Genomic DNA, 16,347 nt, shown 5'->3' with positions numbered 1-16,347 from the left:
GGCAAAGATCCTATCGTTGGGAGCTCCGGTTGAGCATGAATTCGCACGAAAACTTCGTCGATTCAGCCGTAATCTTGCGCCATGCTCGACCTCCTGCCTATCGCAGCAGCCTGCTTCGGCATTCCGCAGTACCTTCCGCAGATCCTCAAACTTCGCCGGACCGGGGACACGGCCGGAGTCTCCTGGTCCTGGGCGACGCTGACGAGCATCAACAACGCCGCCTGGTTCTGCTACTTCATGGCATCCGGCTACTGGACCGCGAGCCTGCCGTCGACCGCCGCCAGCACCCTCGCCGCCACCGTCTCGGTGTTGCTGGTACGCCGCGGCGCTCTCAACCGCCGCGCCATCGGCTGGATCTCTGCGTGGGCCGGCCTTCTCGCACTCGCCGCCACAGTCGGCGGCCGGGTCGGTCTGGGCACACTGCTCGCCGCCGCCTCGATCGTCCAGGTCGCACCCTCGCTCTGGACGGCGTACCGGACCACCCACCCAACGGGCATCTCGAAGGGGACCTGGGCGCTCGTGTGCGGTGAGCTGTCCTGCTGGCTGATCTTCGGCCTGTGGAAATCCGACGCCCGCCTCATCACCCTCGGCATCACCGGCGTGCTGGCCGGCATCCTGATGCTCGCCCGTGCGCAACAGGCAGGCGTACTGTCGGAACAGCGGTAGCGACCTGGGGGAGACCGGGGAGGGTCGCACCATGTTCGTACAGGTCATCCATGGGCAGCTCACCGACGTCGCTCAGGCCCACGCAGCGATGGATCGGTGGATGGAAGAACTGGCGCCCGAGGCGTCCGGCTGGTTGGGGACCACCGCCGGCGTCACCGCGGACGGAAGGTTCATCGCGCTCGCGCGCTTCGAGTCCGCCGAGGTCGCACGGCGCAACAGTGAGTCGCCGGCCCAGGACAAGTGGTGGCACGAGTTCTCGGCGCTGTTCAGCGGCGACGCCGCGTTCAGCGACACCGAGGATGTGACGCTCGGCCTGCTCGGCGATCCGGGCGCAGCCGGGTTCGTCCAGATCATTCGCGGCCGAGTGACCGATCCGGACCGCGTCCGCACGGTGATGGACCAGCACCCGGACGAGTGGGCGAGCTTCCGGCCCGACCTCCTCGGCAGTCTCTTTGCGCTGTCCGACGACGGCGGCTTCACGTCGGCGTTCTACTTCAGCTCCGAGGCCGAGGCCCGCGAAGGCGAGCGCAAGGAGCCGCCGGAGGACCTGAAGGCGGAGGTCGACGAACTGAACGCGCTGGACGCCGTACCTCCGGAGTACTTCGACCTTTCCGACCCCTGGCTGTACTCGCCTGCATCTACGTAGAGATATATGTAGACATGTGCGTAGCCTTCTGCGTATAGTTCTACGTAGGAGGAGCGATGCCAAACAAGACGATCTACGTGTCCGACGACGACCTGCCGTTGTACAAGAAGGCGCAGGAGTTGGCCGGGAACCTGTCTTCGGCGATCTCGATCGCGCTGCGCAAGTACGTCGAGCTCGAAGAGGGACGGCTCGAGGGGTACGACGAGATCACCGTGCGGGTGGGCCGGGGCGCCGGCCGCAAGCAGCGGTTTTCCGGCGTACTGCTGGCCGAGGGCGGCCGGTCGAAGAGCACCGGGTACGAGGCATTCAAGGTCTACCGGAGCCGGACCGGCAAGTTCGTCCTGCACGCCGATCGCCGCAGCCAGTACACCGTCAGCGGCGACGACGAGCGCTACCTGACCGGCTGGCGTTCCTGGATCGGCAACTGGAGCAGCGACCAGTCCTGGAGCATGGCGCAGGGTGAGGCCACGCTCTACATCGTGGAGACGGTCGAGGAACTCCGCGAACTGATCCCGGAGGACCTCTACGAGCTGGTCGAGGAAGCCGCGAACCAGCCGGCCGTCGAGGACCTCGACATTTAGCTCTAAATACAACAGCTAAAAGCACGGCGCCTTCGGCGCCGGGAGTGGCGCGACACCTAACCCGATACCGGCGACCTGACGGGTCGCGGGGCGGTCGAACACGCCCGAAACAACCCCTTGGCCACCTGGGGCAGGTTCGCCCTGCCCGGAAACAGACGAGGAACACTCATGTCAGCTGCGATCGACGTCACCGGACTGCGCAAGTCCTACGGCGAGAAACTCGTGCTCGACGGCATCGACCTGAACGTTGCCGAAGGCACCATCTTTTCCCTGCTCGGCCCGAACGGCGCCGGCAAGACCACCGCGGTGCAGATCCTGTCCACACTCGTCACCGCCGACGCCGGCGAGATCCGGGTGGCCGGCCACGACCTGCACCGCAACCCCGAGGCGGTCCGCGCCGCGATCGGCGTCACCGGCCAGTTCTCCGCGGTCGACGGCCTGATGACCGGCCGGGAGAACCTGATCCTGATGGCCGACCTGTACCACCTCGGCAAGAACGAGGCGCGGCTGCGGGCCGACGAGTTGCTCGAGCAGTTCGACCTGGTCGAGGCCGGCAAGAAGCTGGCGATGACGTACTCCGGCGGTATGAAGCGCCGGCTCGACATCGCCATGACGCTGGTCGGCCGCCCGCAGATCATCTTCCTGGACGAGCCGACCACCGGTCTCGACCCGCGCAGCCGGCACCAGATGTGGACGATGATCCGCGAACTCGTCGCCGGCGGCGTCACGGTCCTGCTCACCACGCAGTACCTGGACGAGGCCGACCAACTGGCCGACCGGATCGCCGTCCTCGACCACGGCCGACTGGTCGCCCAAGGTACGCCGGAGGAGCTGAAGCGGCTCGCACCGGGCGGCCACATCCGGCTCCGGTTCACCTCCCCGGACGCGTTCGCGCTGGCGGGGCAGGTGCTGCCGACCGCAGTACCGAATCACGAATCACTCGTCCTGCAGGTGCCGAACGACGGCAGCGTGCACGCGCTGCGCGACCTGCTGGCCCGCATCGACGACGCCTCGCTCGAGGTCGACGAACTCACTGTCCACACGCCCGACCTGGATGACGTGTTCTTCGCCGTCACCGGTCAGCCCACCGAGAAAGTTGCCGCGAAATGAGCTACGCACTGCAAGACACCGGGACCATGCTCCGTCGCAACCTACGCCACGCCCAGCGGTACCCGGGCCTGTCCCTCGGCGCCCTCGGGATGCCGGTGATCATGATCCTGCTGTTCGGGCTGATCTTCGGCGACACGTTCGCGAACGGTCTCGGCGGCGGGGGCGGACGGGGCAACTACATCAACTTCCTCACCCCGGGAATCCTGCTGATGTCGATCGCCTCCGGGACCATGTCGCCCGCGGTCGCGGTCTGCATGGACATGACCGAGGGCATCGTGACCAGGTTCCGCACGATGGCGATCTTCCGGCCGGCGGTGCTGACCGGGCACGTGCTGGGCAACGTGATCCTGACGATCGCGAGCCTGGCTCTGGTGGTCGGCTTCGCGGTCCTGATCGGGTTCCGTCCGAACGCGTCGGTCGTTGACTGGCTGCTCGCGGCCGCCTTGCTGATCGCGGTGACCGTCGGCCTGACCTGGTTCGCGATCGCCCTCGGGCTGACCAGCAAGACGCCGGAGGCTGCGAGCAACGTCGTCCTGCCGATCGCCTTGCTGCTGCCCTTCCTGAGCAACACGTTCATCCCGCTGGACGCGATGCCGAGCGGCATCCGGTGGTTCGCCGAGTACCAGCCGTTCACCCCGATCATCGACACGCTGCGGCACCTGCTGCTCGGTACGCCGATGGACAGCGGCGACGGCTGGCTGGCGGTCGCCTGGTGCGCCGCGATCGCGGTCGTCGGCTACTTCTGGGCCCAGAAGAACTACAACAAGGGGACGGTGGCCTAGGAGGGAGCGCCCATCAGGTTCGCGCGGGTGCGGACATGGGCGGGCACCAGGAGGTCGCAGTCAGGGTTGTTCTCCGGCTCGCCGGCGACGACGTGGAGCGGGATCACGCCTGTCCAGTAGGGCAGGTCGAGGTCCTGCTCGTCGTCGTTGGCGGGTCCGGAGCGGGTCTTCACCGAGGCTTCGGTGAGCGAGAGCGCGAGCACCGACGTCTTGGCCAGCTCCTTGCGGTTCGGTGGCCGTACGGCGGTCGACCGGCCGGGGACCAGGTGGTCGACGATCCGATTGAGACCGTGCAGCTTCTCGTCGGGGTCGGTGACCAGCCGCGGTACGCCGAAGATGACCGCCGACCGGTAGTTCACCGAGTGGTGGAACGCGGACCGCGCCAGCACCAGCCCGTCGGTGTGCGTGATCGTCACGCAGACCGTCTGCTCCGGCGCCGCGACCACGCTGCGTGCGGCGACCGAGCCGTGCAGGTACAGCGTCCCGTCCGGCCCGCGATCCAGATCCACGCCGTACGCCGTCGGCAGCACGAGCGGATCGCCGTCGACCACTACGCCGAGGTGGCAGAACATGCCGTCGAGCAGTACGTCGTACAGCACCTGCCGGTCGGTGGCGGCACGTTCCTTCGAGCGACGTAGTGAGGTCCGGGCAGTCGGCTGCAACGGCGTAGTGGTCATGCAACTAGGTTCAACGACGAGTGGCCTGGCAGCACGGGCCATTCCGGCTCGAATCAGCTAGTCCACTGAGGCCAGCAGAGCAGCCTGACGGATCACGTGGCGGCGCCGCGTCGGCATGCCGACCATCGGGTTCTCCACGCTCCAGGCGGCGCCCCTGCAGATGAACTCCTTGTAGACGGCGGCTACCCGGCCCGTCAGGGTCGCGTTGACGGCCCGGTCGTCGGTGGTGACGTACTGGATCAGCCCGTTCTTCCGCCCCAGCGAGATGCACTGGTTGAAGTAGAACAGCGGCGCGTGCGGAAGCTTGCCACCGGTCAACCGGGCCGCGATCGAGTCGGCCGCCTGCCACGCCATCGGCTGACCCGACGCGCACGACATCCGTAGCGGCTTGTTCTTCGACCCCATCGCGTACGCCGCGTCGCCGACCGCGTACACATCCGGGTGCGAGACGGACCGCATGGTCGCGTCAACCACGATCCGCCCGGTGTCGGTGGCCTCCAGCGAAGTCGCCTGCACGATCGGGTTCACGGCGAACCCGGCCGTCCACACGGTGACCGCGGCCGGGATCGTCCCGCCGTCGGCCGCTATGACCTGATCCGCGTCGACGCGGGTCACTGCCGTGTTCTCGTGCACGGTGATGCCGAGCCGGTCGACGACCTTCCGCAGGTGCCGGCGCCCCTTGGGAGACAACCAGTCACCGAGCTCTCCGCGGACCGCGAGCGCGACATCGAGGTCGGGCCGGGACTCGGCCAGCTCGGTCACGAACTCCACGCCGGTGAGGCCACCACCGACAACGGTCACGGTCTGCCCGGCCGTCAGTGAGGCCAGCCGCTCACGCAGCCGGAGGGCGCCCGGCCGACTGGCGATCTCGTAGGCGTGCTCGGCGGCGCCGGGGACGCCCTGCGAGTTCCAGCCGCTGCCGAGCGCGTACACGAGCGTGTCGTACTCCAGTTCCTCCGAGTCGAGCGTGACCGTCTTGCAGTCGACGTCCACCCCGGTGACCTTCGCGATCTTCAGTACGACGCCGGTCCCGGCGTACATCTGCTCGAACGAGCGCAGCTTGAGGTCCCGGCCGGTGGCCACCTCGTGCATGCGGACCCGCTCGACGAAGTCGGCCTCACCGTTGACGAGGGTGACGCTGACTTCGTCGCGGTACAACCGCGCGGCGAGTCGGCCGGCTGCGATGGCTCCGGAGTACCCGGCGCCGAGGACCACGATGCAGTGCTTCATATCCGTACTCCTGTCTGATGCGGTGTCGACCCTTGAACCGGGTAGCTCGCCGTTTCCTGACAGGAACGCGATGTGAACCACGTCACAGGATGGTCGTCAGTGGTTCTCCATGATCGGAGGCCGCGAACAGCTCGGTCGCCCGCGCCAGCTTGTCCGGGTTCGCCTGGGTGCGGACCGCGGTCACACCGTCGGCGGTCACCTCGAGGCACATGACGCCGATGACCTCGTCGTTCACGACCACCACGAGTGCGGGTTCGCTGTTGACCGGCCAGGCGTAGACCTCCGCCGGACCGCTGACGTACACGCGCTTCGCCTCGGTCGGTTTGAACAGGCCGCGCAGGAAGCGGGCGACCGCGAGCGCACCTTCGATCGCGGTGGTGCGGGCCGGAACCTTGCCGCCGCCGTCGCCGACCGAGATCGCGTCGGCGGTGAGCAGCCGGACGATCGAGTCGGTCCGGCCGCTGGTCGCGGCGGCGAGGAACTCGTCCACGATCTGCCGGGCCACGGCCTCGTCGACCTCGGTGCGTGCCTTGCCGTCCGCCAGGTGCTGCTTCGCGCGGCGGAGGATCTGCTGGCTGGAGGATTCGCTGATCTCGAGGATCTCGGCGATCTCGCGGTGCGGGTAGTCGAACGCCTCCCGGAGCACGTAGACCGCCCGCTCGTTCGGCGACAGGCGCTCCATCAGCGTGAGTACGGCGTACGACACGGACTCGCGCTGCTCCACGGTGTCCGCCGGGCCGAGCATCGGGTCGCCGTCGAGCAGCGGCTCGGGCAGCCATTGGCCGACGTACGTCTCGCGCCGCGCGCGGGCGGAGGCGAGCTGGTTCAGGCAGAGATTGGTGAGCACCTTCGTCAGCCACGCCTCGGGGACCTCGATGTGGGCGATGTCCGCGGCCTGCCAGCGCAGGAACGTCTCCTGGACGGCGTCCTCGGCCTCGCCGGCCGATCCGAGGAGGCGGTACGCGATGGCCTCGAGCCGGCGCCTGGACCGCTCGAAACGAGACACGTCCTCGGCGGTCATGGTCATGCTGGGATCCTAGTTGCTGTGCAGAGTTCACTGCCGCTGACGATCGACCGGACGACAGGTCTGCCGCTGCACCTGCAGCTCGCCGAACAGTTCCGCGCCGCCGTGGTCGACGGGCGGCTCCAGGCCGGTCATCGGCTGCCGTCCACGCGTGACCTCGCCCGGGAGCTGTCGGTATCGCGGTCCGTGACGCAGGCGGCGTACGACCAACTGCATGCCGAGGGCTGGATCGAGGGGCGGACCGGCGCCGGCACGTTCGTCACGGACGTCGTGCCGCTGCAACCGGCCGTACGGCGACGCACACCGCACCCGCTCGACGCCGACGCGAAGCTCCTGACGCTGCGCCCCGGCATCCCGTACATCGCCCCGACGCCGGATCCGGGCTGGCGGCGCGCATGGCGTGAGGTGTCCACCCAGTCACCACCGGGCGGGTACGACGAGGCGGCCGGACTCCCCGCACTGCGCGCCGCGCTCGCGGACCACGTCGCCCGGGTCCGCGGCATCGCCTGCGGTCCGGAGAATGTGCTAGTCACCAACGGCACCGTTCACGGGCTCCGGCTGCTGCTCACCGTCACCCGGGAACCGGGCGACCGGATCGCGATCGAGGACCCCGGGTACCTCAACGCGGTCGTCGCCGCCCGCGACCACCGGCTGGAGATCGTCGACGTACCGGTCGACGAGGACGGTCTGCAGGTCGGCGCACTGACCGACGACGTCACCGCTGTCTACGTCACGCCGTCCCACCAGTACCCGCTCGGCGGCCGACTCCCCGTTGCCCGACGCAACGAGCTGATCCGCTGGGCGCGTCGGACCGGCGCACAGCTGATCGAGGACGACTACGACAGCGAGTTCCGGTACGACGTCGCGCCACTGCCGGCGCTCGCCCAGCTCGACCTGGAGCGGGTCGTCCACCTCGGCACGCTGTCGAAGACGATCAGCCCCGCGCTCCGCCTCGGGTGGCTGGTGGCGTCCGAGGAGACCGTCGACCGCCTGGCCGCCTTCCGCGCCAACTCGGGCGACTGGCCCGGGTGGCCGATGCAGGCCGCCATGCTCGCCATGCTCCGCGACGGTTACCTCGACCAGGCCGTACGCCGCGGACGCCGCTTGTACGCGGACCGCCGTACGCACACGGTCGCGGTGCTCTCGCCGTACGGACAGGTCATCGGCCAGGACGCCGGTCTGCACGTCACGCTGCTGCTGCCCGACGACGCGGACGATGTCCGGATCGCGGCCGCGGCTCGGGAGGCGGGTGTGGTCGTGGCGCCGCTGTCGGAGTACAGGCGCAGCGTGTCAGGACCGCCAGGGCTGGTGATCGGCTACGCGACGCCGTCGCCGTCCGATCTCCACCGCGCCCTGACGATCCTGACCGAGGTTCTTACTCGCCGTTGAGCGGGTCGATGTCCGGCGTGCTGCCCCAGCGGAAGTACACCGGCGCCTTGTAGCTGCCGGCGGACGAGCTGACGTGGCCGATCACGGTGGCAGTACCGTTGGCGCGGCCAACGGCGTACGTGTATGCGGTCCTGGTGTCCTTGTCGATGCCGACGAGCAGCGTGCCGTAGTTGCCGCACTTGCTCGCGAGCAGCTTCTCGAACCCCTGCCAGGTCTTGGTGCGGACCGGCTTCACGATCGGCTTCATCGTCCCTGCGATCGGGATGTGGATCGTGTAGAGCGCGCCGCCGCGGGTGTTCGCGAGGAACGCGTCGTACGTCGCGGTCTTGCTGATGAGCGCCATCGACTTCACCGCCGCGAACCCGGTCGCCGATCCGCTGCTCCGCCACGTGTTGCCGATGACCGTCCAGCGATTGAGTGTGCCGTCGCTGCGCAGTCCGTACGCCGTCGTGCGGGCGGTGGTCTGGGATACCTCCAACGCTGTGAACTTCGACCAGCCGCCGCCGATCCGCTGCGTCACGTTCGGGAGGCCCGGGACGAACTCGTTCATCGTGTCGATCGAGTACGTGCGGTAGTACAACGAGTCGCCTTGTACGACCCAGCCCTCGTTGGTGGCACCCAGGTTCGACGCGTCGCTCGTGAACGTCGTACTGAGTCGGACGGCTCCGGGCGCGAAGACGCCGAAGATCGGACCGGGCAGCCCGACGGTGCGGGCCGGGTAGCCCACGGTGATCCCACCGTTGTCCTGTGCTCCGCTCTCGAGCACGGACCCGGGCGCGAGCGAGCAGGCCGCGGTGGCGAGGATGGCTGTCAGCAGCACGTCAGTCTCCGTTCAGTGGGTCGAGATAGAAGACCGGACCCCAGCGGAAGTACACCGGGTCCGGGAAGGTGCCGGTGACCTTGCCCAGGCTGTTGATCACCGTGGACGTGCCGTTCGCATGGCCCACGGCGTACTGATAGCCGGAGCCGGCCCCTTGGCGGTCACCAACCTCGGATTCATCCGACATGCCTCAGCCGCAGCTGACCCGGCGGCGTGTGCCGATGGCACGAACACCGCCACGGTCAACGCGACCGCCCCCGCCAGGCTGGAGACATCGGTGCGTCGCATAGCGATCCCCTCCCCAGAACTGGTTCTTCCACAGAGCCAGATGCGGCGAGGACCGGAAAGGTTACGGATCCAGCGGGTTCCGTGCGAGCGGTGGTTGGACGACTGGGGTGTCGCCGTTCCAGGTCAGTTGGGAGAGCCACATGGTGCGGCCCTTGGGGTCGGTGCCGACCTGGGTGGGGTCCCAGGCGTGGTAGACGAACCAGTTGCCGAGGACCATGTTGTGGCCTGGGCCGGCGGCGTCGGGGGAGGTGGTGAGGATGGGGGCGCCGGACTTGGTGCAGGGGCCGACGGGGGATTCGCAGAGGGCGTGGCCGACGGCGTACGTCGACTTGTCGAAGGCGTTGCCGGAGTAGAAGAGGTGGAACTTCCCGTTCCGCTCGACCATGTACGGCGCCTCGACGAGGTTGCCCTCCCACGGCAGGTCCTGCTTGATCAGGCGATGCACGGGGCCGACCAGCGTGAGGCCGTCGTCGGACAGTTCGGAGACGTAGATCCAGGTGTCCACGCCGATCGCGTTGCCGTCGTTCTTCCAGTACAGCCAGCGTCGGCCGCTCGAGTCCTGGAACGGCGACGCGTCGATCGATCCACCCTCGTCGGCCTGACTGACGAACGGTTGTGGAGATTTGTCGACATATGGACCTTGGGGTGTGGACGCGACCGCGACGCCGACGCACTGGTGACCGGACACCAGATCGCGCGTCGTGTAGTACATGACGTACCGGTCCGCCGCGTGCACGGCCACCTCGGGCGCCCACACCCTGCCGGGCGCGGTCCAATCCGGCAACGACGGCAGCGCATCACCGACCTGCTGCCACGACACGAGATCCGTCGACGTCAACGTCTGGACGTTGCCGAGCGGCCCGTTGGTGGCGAACGCGAAGTACTCGTTGCCAACCGCAATGATCTGCGGATCAGCGAAGCTGCCGTCGTACACCGGATTGGTGAACATCTATTTACTCTCGTAGAACTTCAGGTAGTCGAAGGTTGCGACGGGTGGCGGGTTGGCGCCGGTGAACTCGCCGTGGGCGTACAGGCCGATACGCGCGGCAGCCGGGAGGACCCAGGAGGCGCCCCAGGTCCAGTTCTTGCCGTCGACCGACGTGCCGGCCTGGTAGACGTGTTCGCCGGCGGCGTTCTCGTGGTACGCGATCCGCATCCACATCGTCGGCGCGGTCCGTCCGATCGCGGCAGCGCCGTACGACGTGGCGCCGTCGGACGGTCGTGCCACCAGCTCGCGGCCGTACTCCGTCTGCCGGGTCTTCCAGATCGCGACGTCGCCGAGCCGGGCGAAGTCGTCGTCGTTCAGGTAGACGATCATGCCGGCCTGCTGATAGTTGCGGACGTCGTCGATACCGGTGTCGAGGTGCAACTTGGTCTCGGCGACCCAGCTCTTCCCGGCCGGCGTCGCGTGCAGGAGGAGGCCGGCGTTGTTCCCGCTGCCCACCATGTCCGCGTTCTCCAGCGGCCAGTTCAGGTTGCCGTCGGCAACAGTTGCCTTGTCGTCCTGCCGCACCCAGGACCAGTCCGCTCCGAGGGCCCCGTTGAAGTCGTCACCCGCGAGCAGCTTCCCGGTCCGCGGCACAGGAGCCAGCTTCGTCACCGGCTTGGCAACGGGACGCACGGTCAGGTTGTCCACCTCAGCCGACCCGAGCCACCGCACCGGCGCCGAGTGCAACGTCAGCCCGGGCAACCGCGCCTCCGCGTAGACATCTCCAAGGCCGGCGTCGTTCAGTCGTGCCGTCACGCCGGATCCGCCCACCTGCACCGACAGCTTGTTCCACTGCGTGCGGTCGAAGTCGGCCGGCAGGTTGACCGACGTCGTACGACGGCCCACCGCGAGGGTCAGACGATTGTTCGCAACAGTCGCAACCACCTGGTTGCCCAGCACTGTGGTGAAAGACGAGCCGAGCTTGACGTCCGCTTCCACGCGCAGGGACCCGCCAGGAGCGGACGCACGGGTTTGGGCTGCGCCACGGATCAAGGCAGTGGGTCCGCCAACCGAGTCGCCGGGGTTGGCTGTTGCGCCGACAAGACCAGCCGCAGGGTTGGTTGAGTCGATGCCCAGCCCGGAGCCGGTCGTGGGCGCAGGCACCGGACCTTCGGACGGGCCCAGGCCGGCGCGGGTTCGGGGCCAGCCGTTGATCCAGTCGATCTGGTCGATCAGCATCGGCCGGCGGTTGATGCCGAACGGGTCGGTCAGCCACGGCGTACCGCGGTCGATCGCGTGGTACACGATGTGGTCCTGACCGGCCGCGTCGGTGATGAACGCGTGGTGGCCGGGCCCGATCCACTTGTTGCCGTTCTGCGTGATGACCGTCGTGCCGCCGACGCGGGAGTCGGTGAGCTTGGCGCCGTCGGCATCAACGAACGGGCCGCGCGGGGAGCGCGACCGGCCGGCGAAGACGGAGTACCCCGTGGTCGGGCCGGCGCAGCAGTTCATCGACGAGCCCATGAAGTAGTACCAGCCGTCGCGGTAGACGACGTACGAACCTTCGTAGCGGTCGCCGATCGTGACCTGGGTCGGAGTGCCGACCGCGTGCATGCCGTCAGCGCTCAGCTCGGTCACCGAGATGCCGCCGTTGAAGCCGCCGTAGTACAGGTACCGCTTGCCGTCCGCGGCTGTCAGCATGGCCGGGTCGATGGTGCCGAGATAGCCGCCGTTGCCGTCGGGGCGCGGTGCGACCACTGGACCGTCACCAGCGGTCCAGGGTCCGGCAGGCGTCGGCGCCGTGGCGACACCGATGGCCGGATCACCGCCGGGGTTGGCCAGCGTGTCCGTGACGGTGAAGTACATGACGTAACGGCCATCGAAGTACCGGATGTCCGGCGCCCAGAAGAACGAACCGGGCGCGGCCCAGGCGGGCTTGGTCTGGTCGTCGAAGACCGTGCCGAGGTACTCCCAGGAACTGAAGTCCTTGGTCCGGGCCATGTGCATCAGGCCGAACGGGCCGTTGGCAACGAGTGGGTCGGAGGTGGCGTACGCGTACCAGTAGCCGTCGCGGCCCTGGATGATCGACGGGTCGGCGAAGGAGTCGGCGAAGCCGGCCGTTATCGGGTTGGTGGTGGTGACGACCGGCGCCGCGGTGGCGGCCGACGTACCAGCCGCTACTGCGACGACAGCAAGTGCTGTGGCGAGCAGTCGTTTCGAAGGCACAGGGCGGTCCCTTCAACTCAAACGGATCAAATGCCACGAAGCCGGTGGCAGCGTGGCGGTGCAGACACCGTCGACGATCTCGGTGCCGTCCACGGACCGGGGCGTCACCCGGTCCGGGTGGTCAGCGGTGTTCACCGCGGACCGGTCCTCGTCGTACAGGGCGAGATGCTCGGCGAGCGCGAGGCCGGTCACCGGGATCTCCAGGTCGATCTTGTCGGTCTCGCTCCGGTTCACCACGAAGATCGCGGTCTCACCGGTGTTCTCGTCGTACGTCGCTGTGCTCCACAACGCCGGGACCTTGCCGAAGGCGGCGGTGTCGATCTCCGGCCCGCCGGTGACCGCGGTCTGCAGCACGGTCGGACCGGCGTACCGCGCGGTCAACGCGAACGGGTGGAAGATCGTCTGCCGCCAGGCGCGGCCGCCGGGCTCGGTGCGGATCGGGGCGATCACGTTGACCAGTTGCGCCAGGCAAGCGATCTTCACCCGATCGGCGTGCCGGAGCAGCGTGATCAGCAGGCTGCCGACCACCACCGCGGCGTCGACGGTGTAGCTGTCCTCGATCAGCGGGCCGACCTCACGGATGCCGAGACCGAGCTCACCCGGGAAGTGCTGCTGGTACCAGACGTTCCACTCGTCGAACGACAGCGTCAGCTCCTTGTCGCTGCGCTTGAGCGCCTTCACGTGATCGGCGGTCGCGATCACCGACGAGATCATCCGGTCCATCTCCTCGGCGGCGGCCAGGAAGCTCGCCTGGTCGCCGTCGCGCGGTTCGTAGTACGCGTGCAGGCTGATGTGGTCGACGAGGTCGTACGTCCGCTCGAGCACGACGCGTTCCCACTCGCCGAACGTCGGCATGCCGGCGTTGCTCGAACCGCAGGCGACCAGCTCGAGGCCGGGCTCGACGCGACGCATCGCGTTCGCGGTCTCCTCGGCGAGCCGCGCGTACTCGTCAGCGGTCTTGTGGCCGATCTGCCACGGGCCGTCCATCTCGTTGCCCAGGCACCAGATCCGGATGTCGTGCGGCTCCGGGCTGCCGTTCGCGACCCGCCGGTCGCTGAGCGCGGTCCCGGCCGGGAGGTTGCAGTACTGCAGCAGGTCGACCGCCTCGCGGATCCCGCGGGTACCGAGGTTGACCGCCCAGATCGGCTGTACGCCGGCCTTGCGCGACCACGCGACGAACTCGTCGGTGCCGAACTGGTTCGGCTCGATCGCCCGCCAGGCCAGGTCGAGTCGCCGCGGCCGCTGGTCCTTCGGGCCGACGCCGTCCTCCCAGTCGTAGTTCGAGACGAAGTTCCCGCCGGGATAGCGGACCGCGGTCACGCCGAGCTCCCGGACCAGCTCCAGCACGTCCTCCCGGAACCCGTCGGCGTCGGCTCGCGGATGCTCCGGCTCGTAGATCCCGGTGTAAACGCACCGCCCCATGTGCTCCACGAACGACCCGAACAGCCGCCGGTCCAACGCCCCCACGACGAACGCTGGGTCAACCACAAGTCGAGCCACAGGGCCTCCCCAGAGTCGTTTACAACGTTTAACGTGGTTGTCTACAACGATTGACAATCGCTGTAAAGACCTCACCCACCCCTCACCTCGTTTGCCTGGCTCACCCACCAATTTGCCTGGCTCGCCCACCAGCAGGTGGGTTCGTGACCCGGAATCGGGGTCACGAACCCCCGAGTTGATGGGTCAGCCAGCGAAATTGGTGGAGGAGGCGGCTGGAGGGGATGGGGGGCGGTGGGCGTGGCAGACTCGGGCGACAGGCGGGTGACTGGAGGTTCTCGGGATGGCGACCAGGCTGAGTGACGTAGCCGCACGGGCCGGCGTTTCGGTGAAGACCGTCTCGAACGTGATCAACGACTACCCGCACATCACCGCGCGGACCCGGGCCAAGGTCGAGGCCGCGATCGCCGCACTGGACTACCGGCCGAACGTCAGCGCCCGCTCGCTGCGCAAGGGCCGCTCGGACTTCATCGCGCTGGCGATCCCGGAGATGGCCTCGCCGTACTTCGCCGAGCTGGGCGCCGAGATCAGCCGGGCCGCCAAGCGCCGCGGGATCACCGTGCTGATCGACCAGACCGAGGGCGAGGCAGCGGCCGAGAAGTTCGTCCTGGACGGGATGCGCGGGCAGCTGATCGACGGCATCATCTTCTCCCCGATCACCACCGTGCCGGCCAAGCTGACCGTCGCCGACGCCGGGAAGCCGCTGGTTCTGCTCGGCGAGCGACCGGCCGGCGGCCAGTTCGACCGGGTCGCGGTCGACTCGGTCCAGGCGTCGTGCGACGCCACTACGCATCTCATCGCGATCGGACGACGGCGGATCGCGGCGATCGGCGTCGGCGGGACGAGCACCGGCGCGGTACGACGGAAGGGGTACCGGAAGGCGCTCAAGGCGGCCGGCCTGCCCCACGATCCCGCGCTCGAGCTCGCCGGGACCGGATACCACCGGGAGGACGGCGCCGCGTCGATGCGCGAACTGCTGGCGCTACCCGAGCCACCGGACGCAGTCTTCTGCTTCAACGACCTCCTCGCCCTCGGCGCACTGCGGACGCTGGCCGACGCCGGCCTGCGCGTTCCGGATGACGTCGCCGTGGTCGGCTTCGACGACATCGAGGACGGCCGGTACCACTCGCCGACGCTGTCCACGATCTCCCCGGACAAGGAGTGGCTCGCCGACAACGCGGTCGCCCTGCTCCTGGACCGGATCGCGGGAAACGGTGAGGCCGCCCACCGCGACCTCACCGTTCCGTACACCCTGCAGATCCGCGGATCGACGGCCGGCTAGCGCTCCGGGAAGCCGGCGAGCTGCTTGGCCAGGCCGTCCTGCGCCTTGCCGACACGGCCGGCCAGACCGAGTACGGCGTTCCGCACCGGACGGATCGCCCGCGGGACATTGGCCATCCGGGTCAAGCGGTGTGCCAGGCCGATGACCCGGACCGCCTCCGCACGGCTGTTCTCGGCGTACGTGTCCAGACCCGAGTCGTCACCGGCCAGTGCCTCCGACAGCGCATCAGCCAGTACGACGGCGTCGCGGAGACCGAGGTTCATGCCCTGACCACCTGCCGGGCTGTGGGTGTGGGCCGCGTCGCCGGCGAGCAGCACGCGACCGGACCGGTACTCGTCCGCGACCCGCTCGTGGATCCGGAAGCGTGAACCCCAGACCAGCTCGGTGACCTTCGGGTGCCCGCCCCGCGGACCGCGGTCGTCGACCAGGTCCTGCGCGAACGCGATGTCCGGGTGCTCCGGTGCATCGTGCACCTCGGCGACCAGGCGGAAGCTTCCGTCCGGCAGCGGGGCAACCACGAGCAGTCCGGACGCCGCGAGGTACAGCCCGACCTCGTCGGTCGGCAGGCCGCCGTCGACACGGATGTCGACCAGGCTCAACGACAGCTCCAGCGTGTTGCCGGGCATCCGCACTCCGGCCAGCTCACGAATCGTGCTGTTCATGCCGCCGGCGGCCACGACGTACTGCGCCTGGATCACGTCGCCGTTGTCGAGCGTGACCTCGGCACCGTCGGCGGTCTGGCGCAGCCCGGTCGCGGCGTACGGGCGGAGGACCGAGCCGCCGAGCTCCTCGAGCCGCTCGAGCAGGACCTGCTCGGTGACGGGCTGCGGGATCATCGTGACGAACGGATACTGCGTCGGCAGGTCCTCGAAGCCGACCGGGATCAGCTTGCGGTCGCCGGCCCGGATCGAGAAGTCCTCCAGCTCCAGACCGCGGTCAACGAGCTGCTTGGTCACCCCGAGCGGCTCGAGCACCTCCAGCGTCCGCGGGTGGATCACGCACGCCCGCGAGGTGTTCGTGCCCTCGGCCTGCTTGTCGATCACCACGACGTCGTGCCCGTGCAGCCGTAGTCCGACCGCCACCGCGAGCCCGACCGGACCCGCACCCACCACTACGACCTCTGCATTCTGCGGAGTCATCGTCGCTCCTTCCCACCATTTATCAACGCTTGTTGACTTTTACGATAGGACTCGCTCCGGCA

16 protein-coding genes are annotated in these 16,347 nt (G+C 68.5%); 7 read left to right on the top strand and 9 right to left on the bottom strand.

Annotated elements, in window-relative coordinates:
* Nucleotides 1–81: 81 nt before the first annotated feature.
* The 5 genes from OHA10_RS11545 to OHA10_RS11525 all read left to right on the top strand — a co-directional run bounded on the left by OHA10_RS11545 (nt 82) and on the right by OHA10_RS11525 (nt 3,785).
* Nucleotides 82–666 carry a PQ-loop domain-containing transporter gene (locus OHA10_RS11545; RefSeq protein ID WP_371406173.1) on the top strand — a complete coding sequence of 195 codons (585 nt, stop codon included), beginning with the start codon at nt 82–84 and terminating at the stop codon, nt 664–666.
* A gap of 31 nt (nt 667–697) precedes the next feature.
* A complete protein-coding gene (locus OHA10_RS11540) occupies nt 698–1,312 on the top strand; it encodes a hypothetical protein (RefSeq protein WP_371406172.1) in 615 nt (204 codons plus the stop codon).
* Between the two features lie 56 nt (nt 1,313–1,368).
* Nucleotides 1,369–1,893 carry an EXLDI protein gene (locus tag OHA10_RS11535; RefSeq protein ID WP_371406171.1) on the top strand — a complete coding sequence of 175 codons (525 nt, stop codon included), beginning with the start codon at nt 1,369–1,371 and terminating at the stop codon, nt 1,891–1,893.
* Between the two features lie 168 nt (nt 1,894–2,061).
* The gene (locus OHA10_RS11530) at nt 2,062–3,003 is read left to right on the top strand and encodes an ATP-binding cassette domain-containing protein (RefSeq protein WP_371406170.1); all 942 of its coding nucleotides are present in this window, start codon (nt 2,062–2,064) and stop codon (nt 3,001–3,003) included.
* Nucleotides 3,000–3,785 carry an ABC transporter permease gene (locus OHA10_RS11525; protein WP_371406169.1) on the top strand — a complete coding sequence of 262 codons (786 nt, stop codon included), beginning with the start codon at nt 3,000–3,002 and terminating at the stop codon, nt 3,783–3,785. The genes OHA10_RS11530 and OHA10_RS11525 overlap by 4 nt, the downstream gene beginning before the upstream one ends.
* Here the strand turns inward: OHA10_RS11525 and OHA10_RS11520 are convergent.
* From OHA10_RS11520 to sigJ, 3 genes are all read right to left on the bottom strand, one after another.
* The gene (locus OHA10_RS11520) at nt 3,782–4,462 is read right to left on the bottom strand and encodes a pyridoxamine 5'-phosphate oxidase family protein (protein ID WP_371406168.1); all 681 of its coding nucleotides are present in this window, start codon (nt 4,460–4,462) and stop codon (nt 3,782–3,784) included. The genes OHA10_RS11525 and OHA10_RS11520 overlap by 4 nt on opposite strands.
* Before the next feature lie 57 nt (nt 4,463–4,519).
* Nucleotides 4,520–5,692, bottom strand: coding sequence for an NAD(P)/FAD-dependent oxidoreductase (locus OHA10_RS11515; RefSeq protein WP_371406167.1), 1,173 nt, complete (start codon nt 5,690–5,692; stop codon nt 4,520–4,522).
* A gap of 82 nt (nt 5,693–5,774) precedes the next feature.
* On the bottom strand, nt 5,775–6,719 hold the full coding sequence (gene sigJ / locus OHA10_RS11510) for an RNA polymerase sigma factor SigJ (protein WP_371406166.1): 945 nt from the start codon (nt 6,717–6,719) through the stop codon (nt 5,775–5,777).
* A gap of 18 nt (nt 6,720–6,737) precedes the next feature.
* On the opposite strand from sigJ, the gene OHA10_RS11505 reads away from it, so the two are divergent.
* Nucleotides 6,738–8,105: a PLP-dependent aminotransferase family protein gene (locus tag OHA10_RS11505; protein WP_371406165.1), complete on the top strand. Its 1,368-nt coding sequence runs from the start codon at nt 6,738–6,740 to the stop codon at nt 8,103–8,105.
* Here the strand turns inward: OHA10_RS11505 and OHA10_RS11500 are convergent.
* The 5 genes from OHA10_RS11500 to OHA10_RS11480 all read right to left on the bottom strand — a co-directional run bounded on the left by OHA10_RS11500 (nt 8,092) and on the right by OHA10_RS11480 (nt 13,867).
* Complete coding sequence (locus OHA10_RS11500; protein WP_371406164.1) at nt 8,092–8,925, bottom strand: hypothetical protein; 834 nt, start codon at nt 8,923–8,925, stop codon at nt 8,092–8,094. The two genes, OHA10_RS11505 and OHA10_RS11500, sit on opposite strands and share 14 nt — an antisense overlap.
* A gap of 1 nt (nt 8,926) precedes the next feature.
* On the bottom strand, nt 8,927–9,112 hold the full coding sequence (locus OHA10_RS11495; protein ID WP_371406163.1) for a hypothetical protein: 186 nt from the start codon (nt 9,110–9,112) through the stop codon (nt 8,927–8,929).
* Nucleotides 9,113–9,274: 162 nt separating this feature from the next.
* The gene (locus OHA10_RS11490) at nt 9,275–10,162 is read right to left on the bottom strand and encodes a glycoside hydrolase family 43 protein (RefSeq protein WP_371406162.1); all 888 of its coding nucleotides are present in this window, start codon (nt 10,160–10,162) and stop codon (nt 9,275–9,277) included.
* Entirely contained in the window at nt 10,163–12,367 is a 2,205-nt protein-coding gene (locus tag OHA10_RS11485) for a family 43 glycosylhydrolase (RefSeq protein ID WP_371406161.1), read from the bottom strand. It abuts the gene before it with no gap.
* 12 nt (nt 12,368–12,379) lie between these two features.
* Nucleotides 12,380–13,867 (bottom strand): alpha-N-arabinofuranosidase, encoded by a 1,488-nt coding sequence (locus tag OHA10_RS11480; protein WP_371406160.1) that lies wholly within the window; start codon nt 13,865–13,867, stop codon nt 12,380–12,382.
* A gap of 280 nt (nt 13,868–14,147) precedes the next feature.
* On the opposite strand from OHA10_RS11480, the gene OHA10_RS11475 reads away from it, so the two are divergent.
* Nucleotides 14,148–15,146 (top strand): LacI family DNA-binding transcriptional regulator, encoded by a 999-nt coding sequence (locus tag OHA10_RS11475; RefSeq protein WP_371406159.1) that lies wholly within the window; start codon nt 14,148–14,150, stop codon nt 15,144–15,146.
* Here OHA10_RS11475 and OHA10_RS11470 read toward each other — a convergent pair.
* Nucleotides 15,143–16,285, bottom strand: a complete 1,143-nt coding sequence (locus tag OHA10_RS11470) for an FAD-dependent oxidoreductase (protein WP_371406158.1) — start codon at nt 16,283–16,285, stop codon at nt 15,143–15,145. The genes OHA10_RS11475 and OHA10_RS11470 overlap by 4 nt on opposite strands.
* Nucleotides 16,286–16,347 lie beyond the last annotated feature (62 nt).

Source organism: Kribbella sp. NBC_00662 (assembly GCF_041430295.1).
Taxonomy (GTDB): domain Bacteria; phylum Actinomycetota; class Actinomycetes; order Propionibacteriales; family Kribbellaceae; genus Kribbella.
The sequence above is the reverse complement of the archived record's forward strand: the minus strand, read 5'-3'. Positions and strand labels throughout refer to the sequence as shown.

Bases quoted from the DNA above. Each gene is read 5' to 3' on its own strand.
- OHA10_RS11545 (WP_371406173.1), top strand. From the start codon at position 82: ATGCTCGACCTCCTGCCTATCGCAGCAGCCTGCTTCGGCATTCCGCAG.
- OHA10_RS11540 (WP_371406172.1), top strand. From the start codon at position 698: ATGTTCGTACAGGTCATCCATGGGCAGCTCACCGACGTCGCTCAGGCC.
- OHA10_RS11535 (WP_371406171.1), top strand. From the start codon at position 1,369: ATGCCAAACAAGACGATCTACGTGTCCGACGACGACCTGCCGTTGTAC.
- OHA10_RS11530 (WP_371406170.1), top strand. From the start codon at position 2,062: ATGTCAGCTGCGATCGACGTCACCGGACTGCGCAAGTCCTACGGCGAG.
- OHA10_RS11525 (WP_371406169.1), top strand. From the start codon at position 3,000: ATGAGCTACGCACTGCAAGACACCGGGACCATGCTCCGTCGCAACCTA.
- OHA10_RS11520 (WP_371406168.1), bottom strand. From the start codon at position 4,462: ATGACCACTACGCCGTTGCAGCCGACTGCCCGGACCTCACTACGTCGC.
- OHA10_RS11515 (WP_371406167.1), bottom strand. From the start codon at position 5,692: ATGAAGCACTGCATCGTGGTCCTCGGCGCCGGGTACTCCGGAGCCATC.
- sigJ (WP_371406166.1), bottom strand. From the start codon at position 6,719: ATGACCATGACCGCCGAGGACGTGTCTCGTTTCGAGCGGTCCAGGCGC.
- OHA10_RS11495 (WP_371406163.1), bottom strand. From the start codon at position 9,112: ATGTCGGATGAATCCGAGGTTGGTGACCGCCAAGGGGCCGGCTCCGGC.
- OHA10_RS11490 (WP_371406162.1), bottom strand. From the start codon at position 10,162: ATGTTCACCAATCCGGTGTACGACGGCAGCTTCGCTGATCCGCAGATC.
- OHA10_RS11475 (WP_371406159.1), top strand. From the start codon at position 14,148: ATGGCGACCAGGCTGAGTGACGTAGCCGCACGGGCCGGCGTTTCGGTG.
- OHA10_RS11470 (WP_371406158.1), bottom strand. From the start codon at position 16,285: ATGACTCCGCAGAATGCAGAGGTCGTAGTGGTGGGTGCGGGTCCGGTC.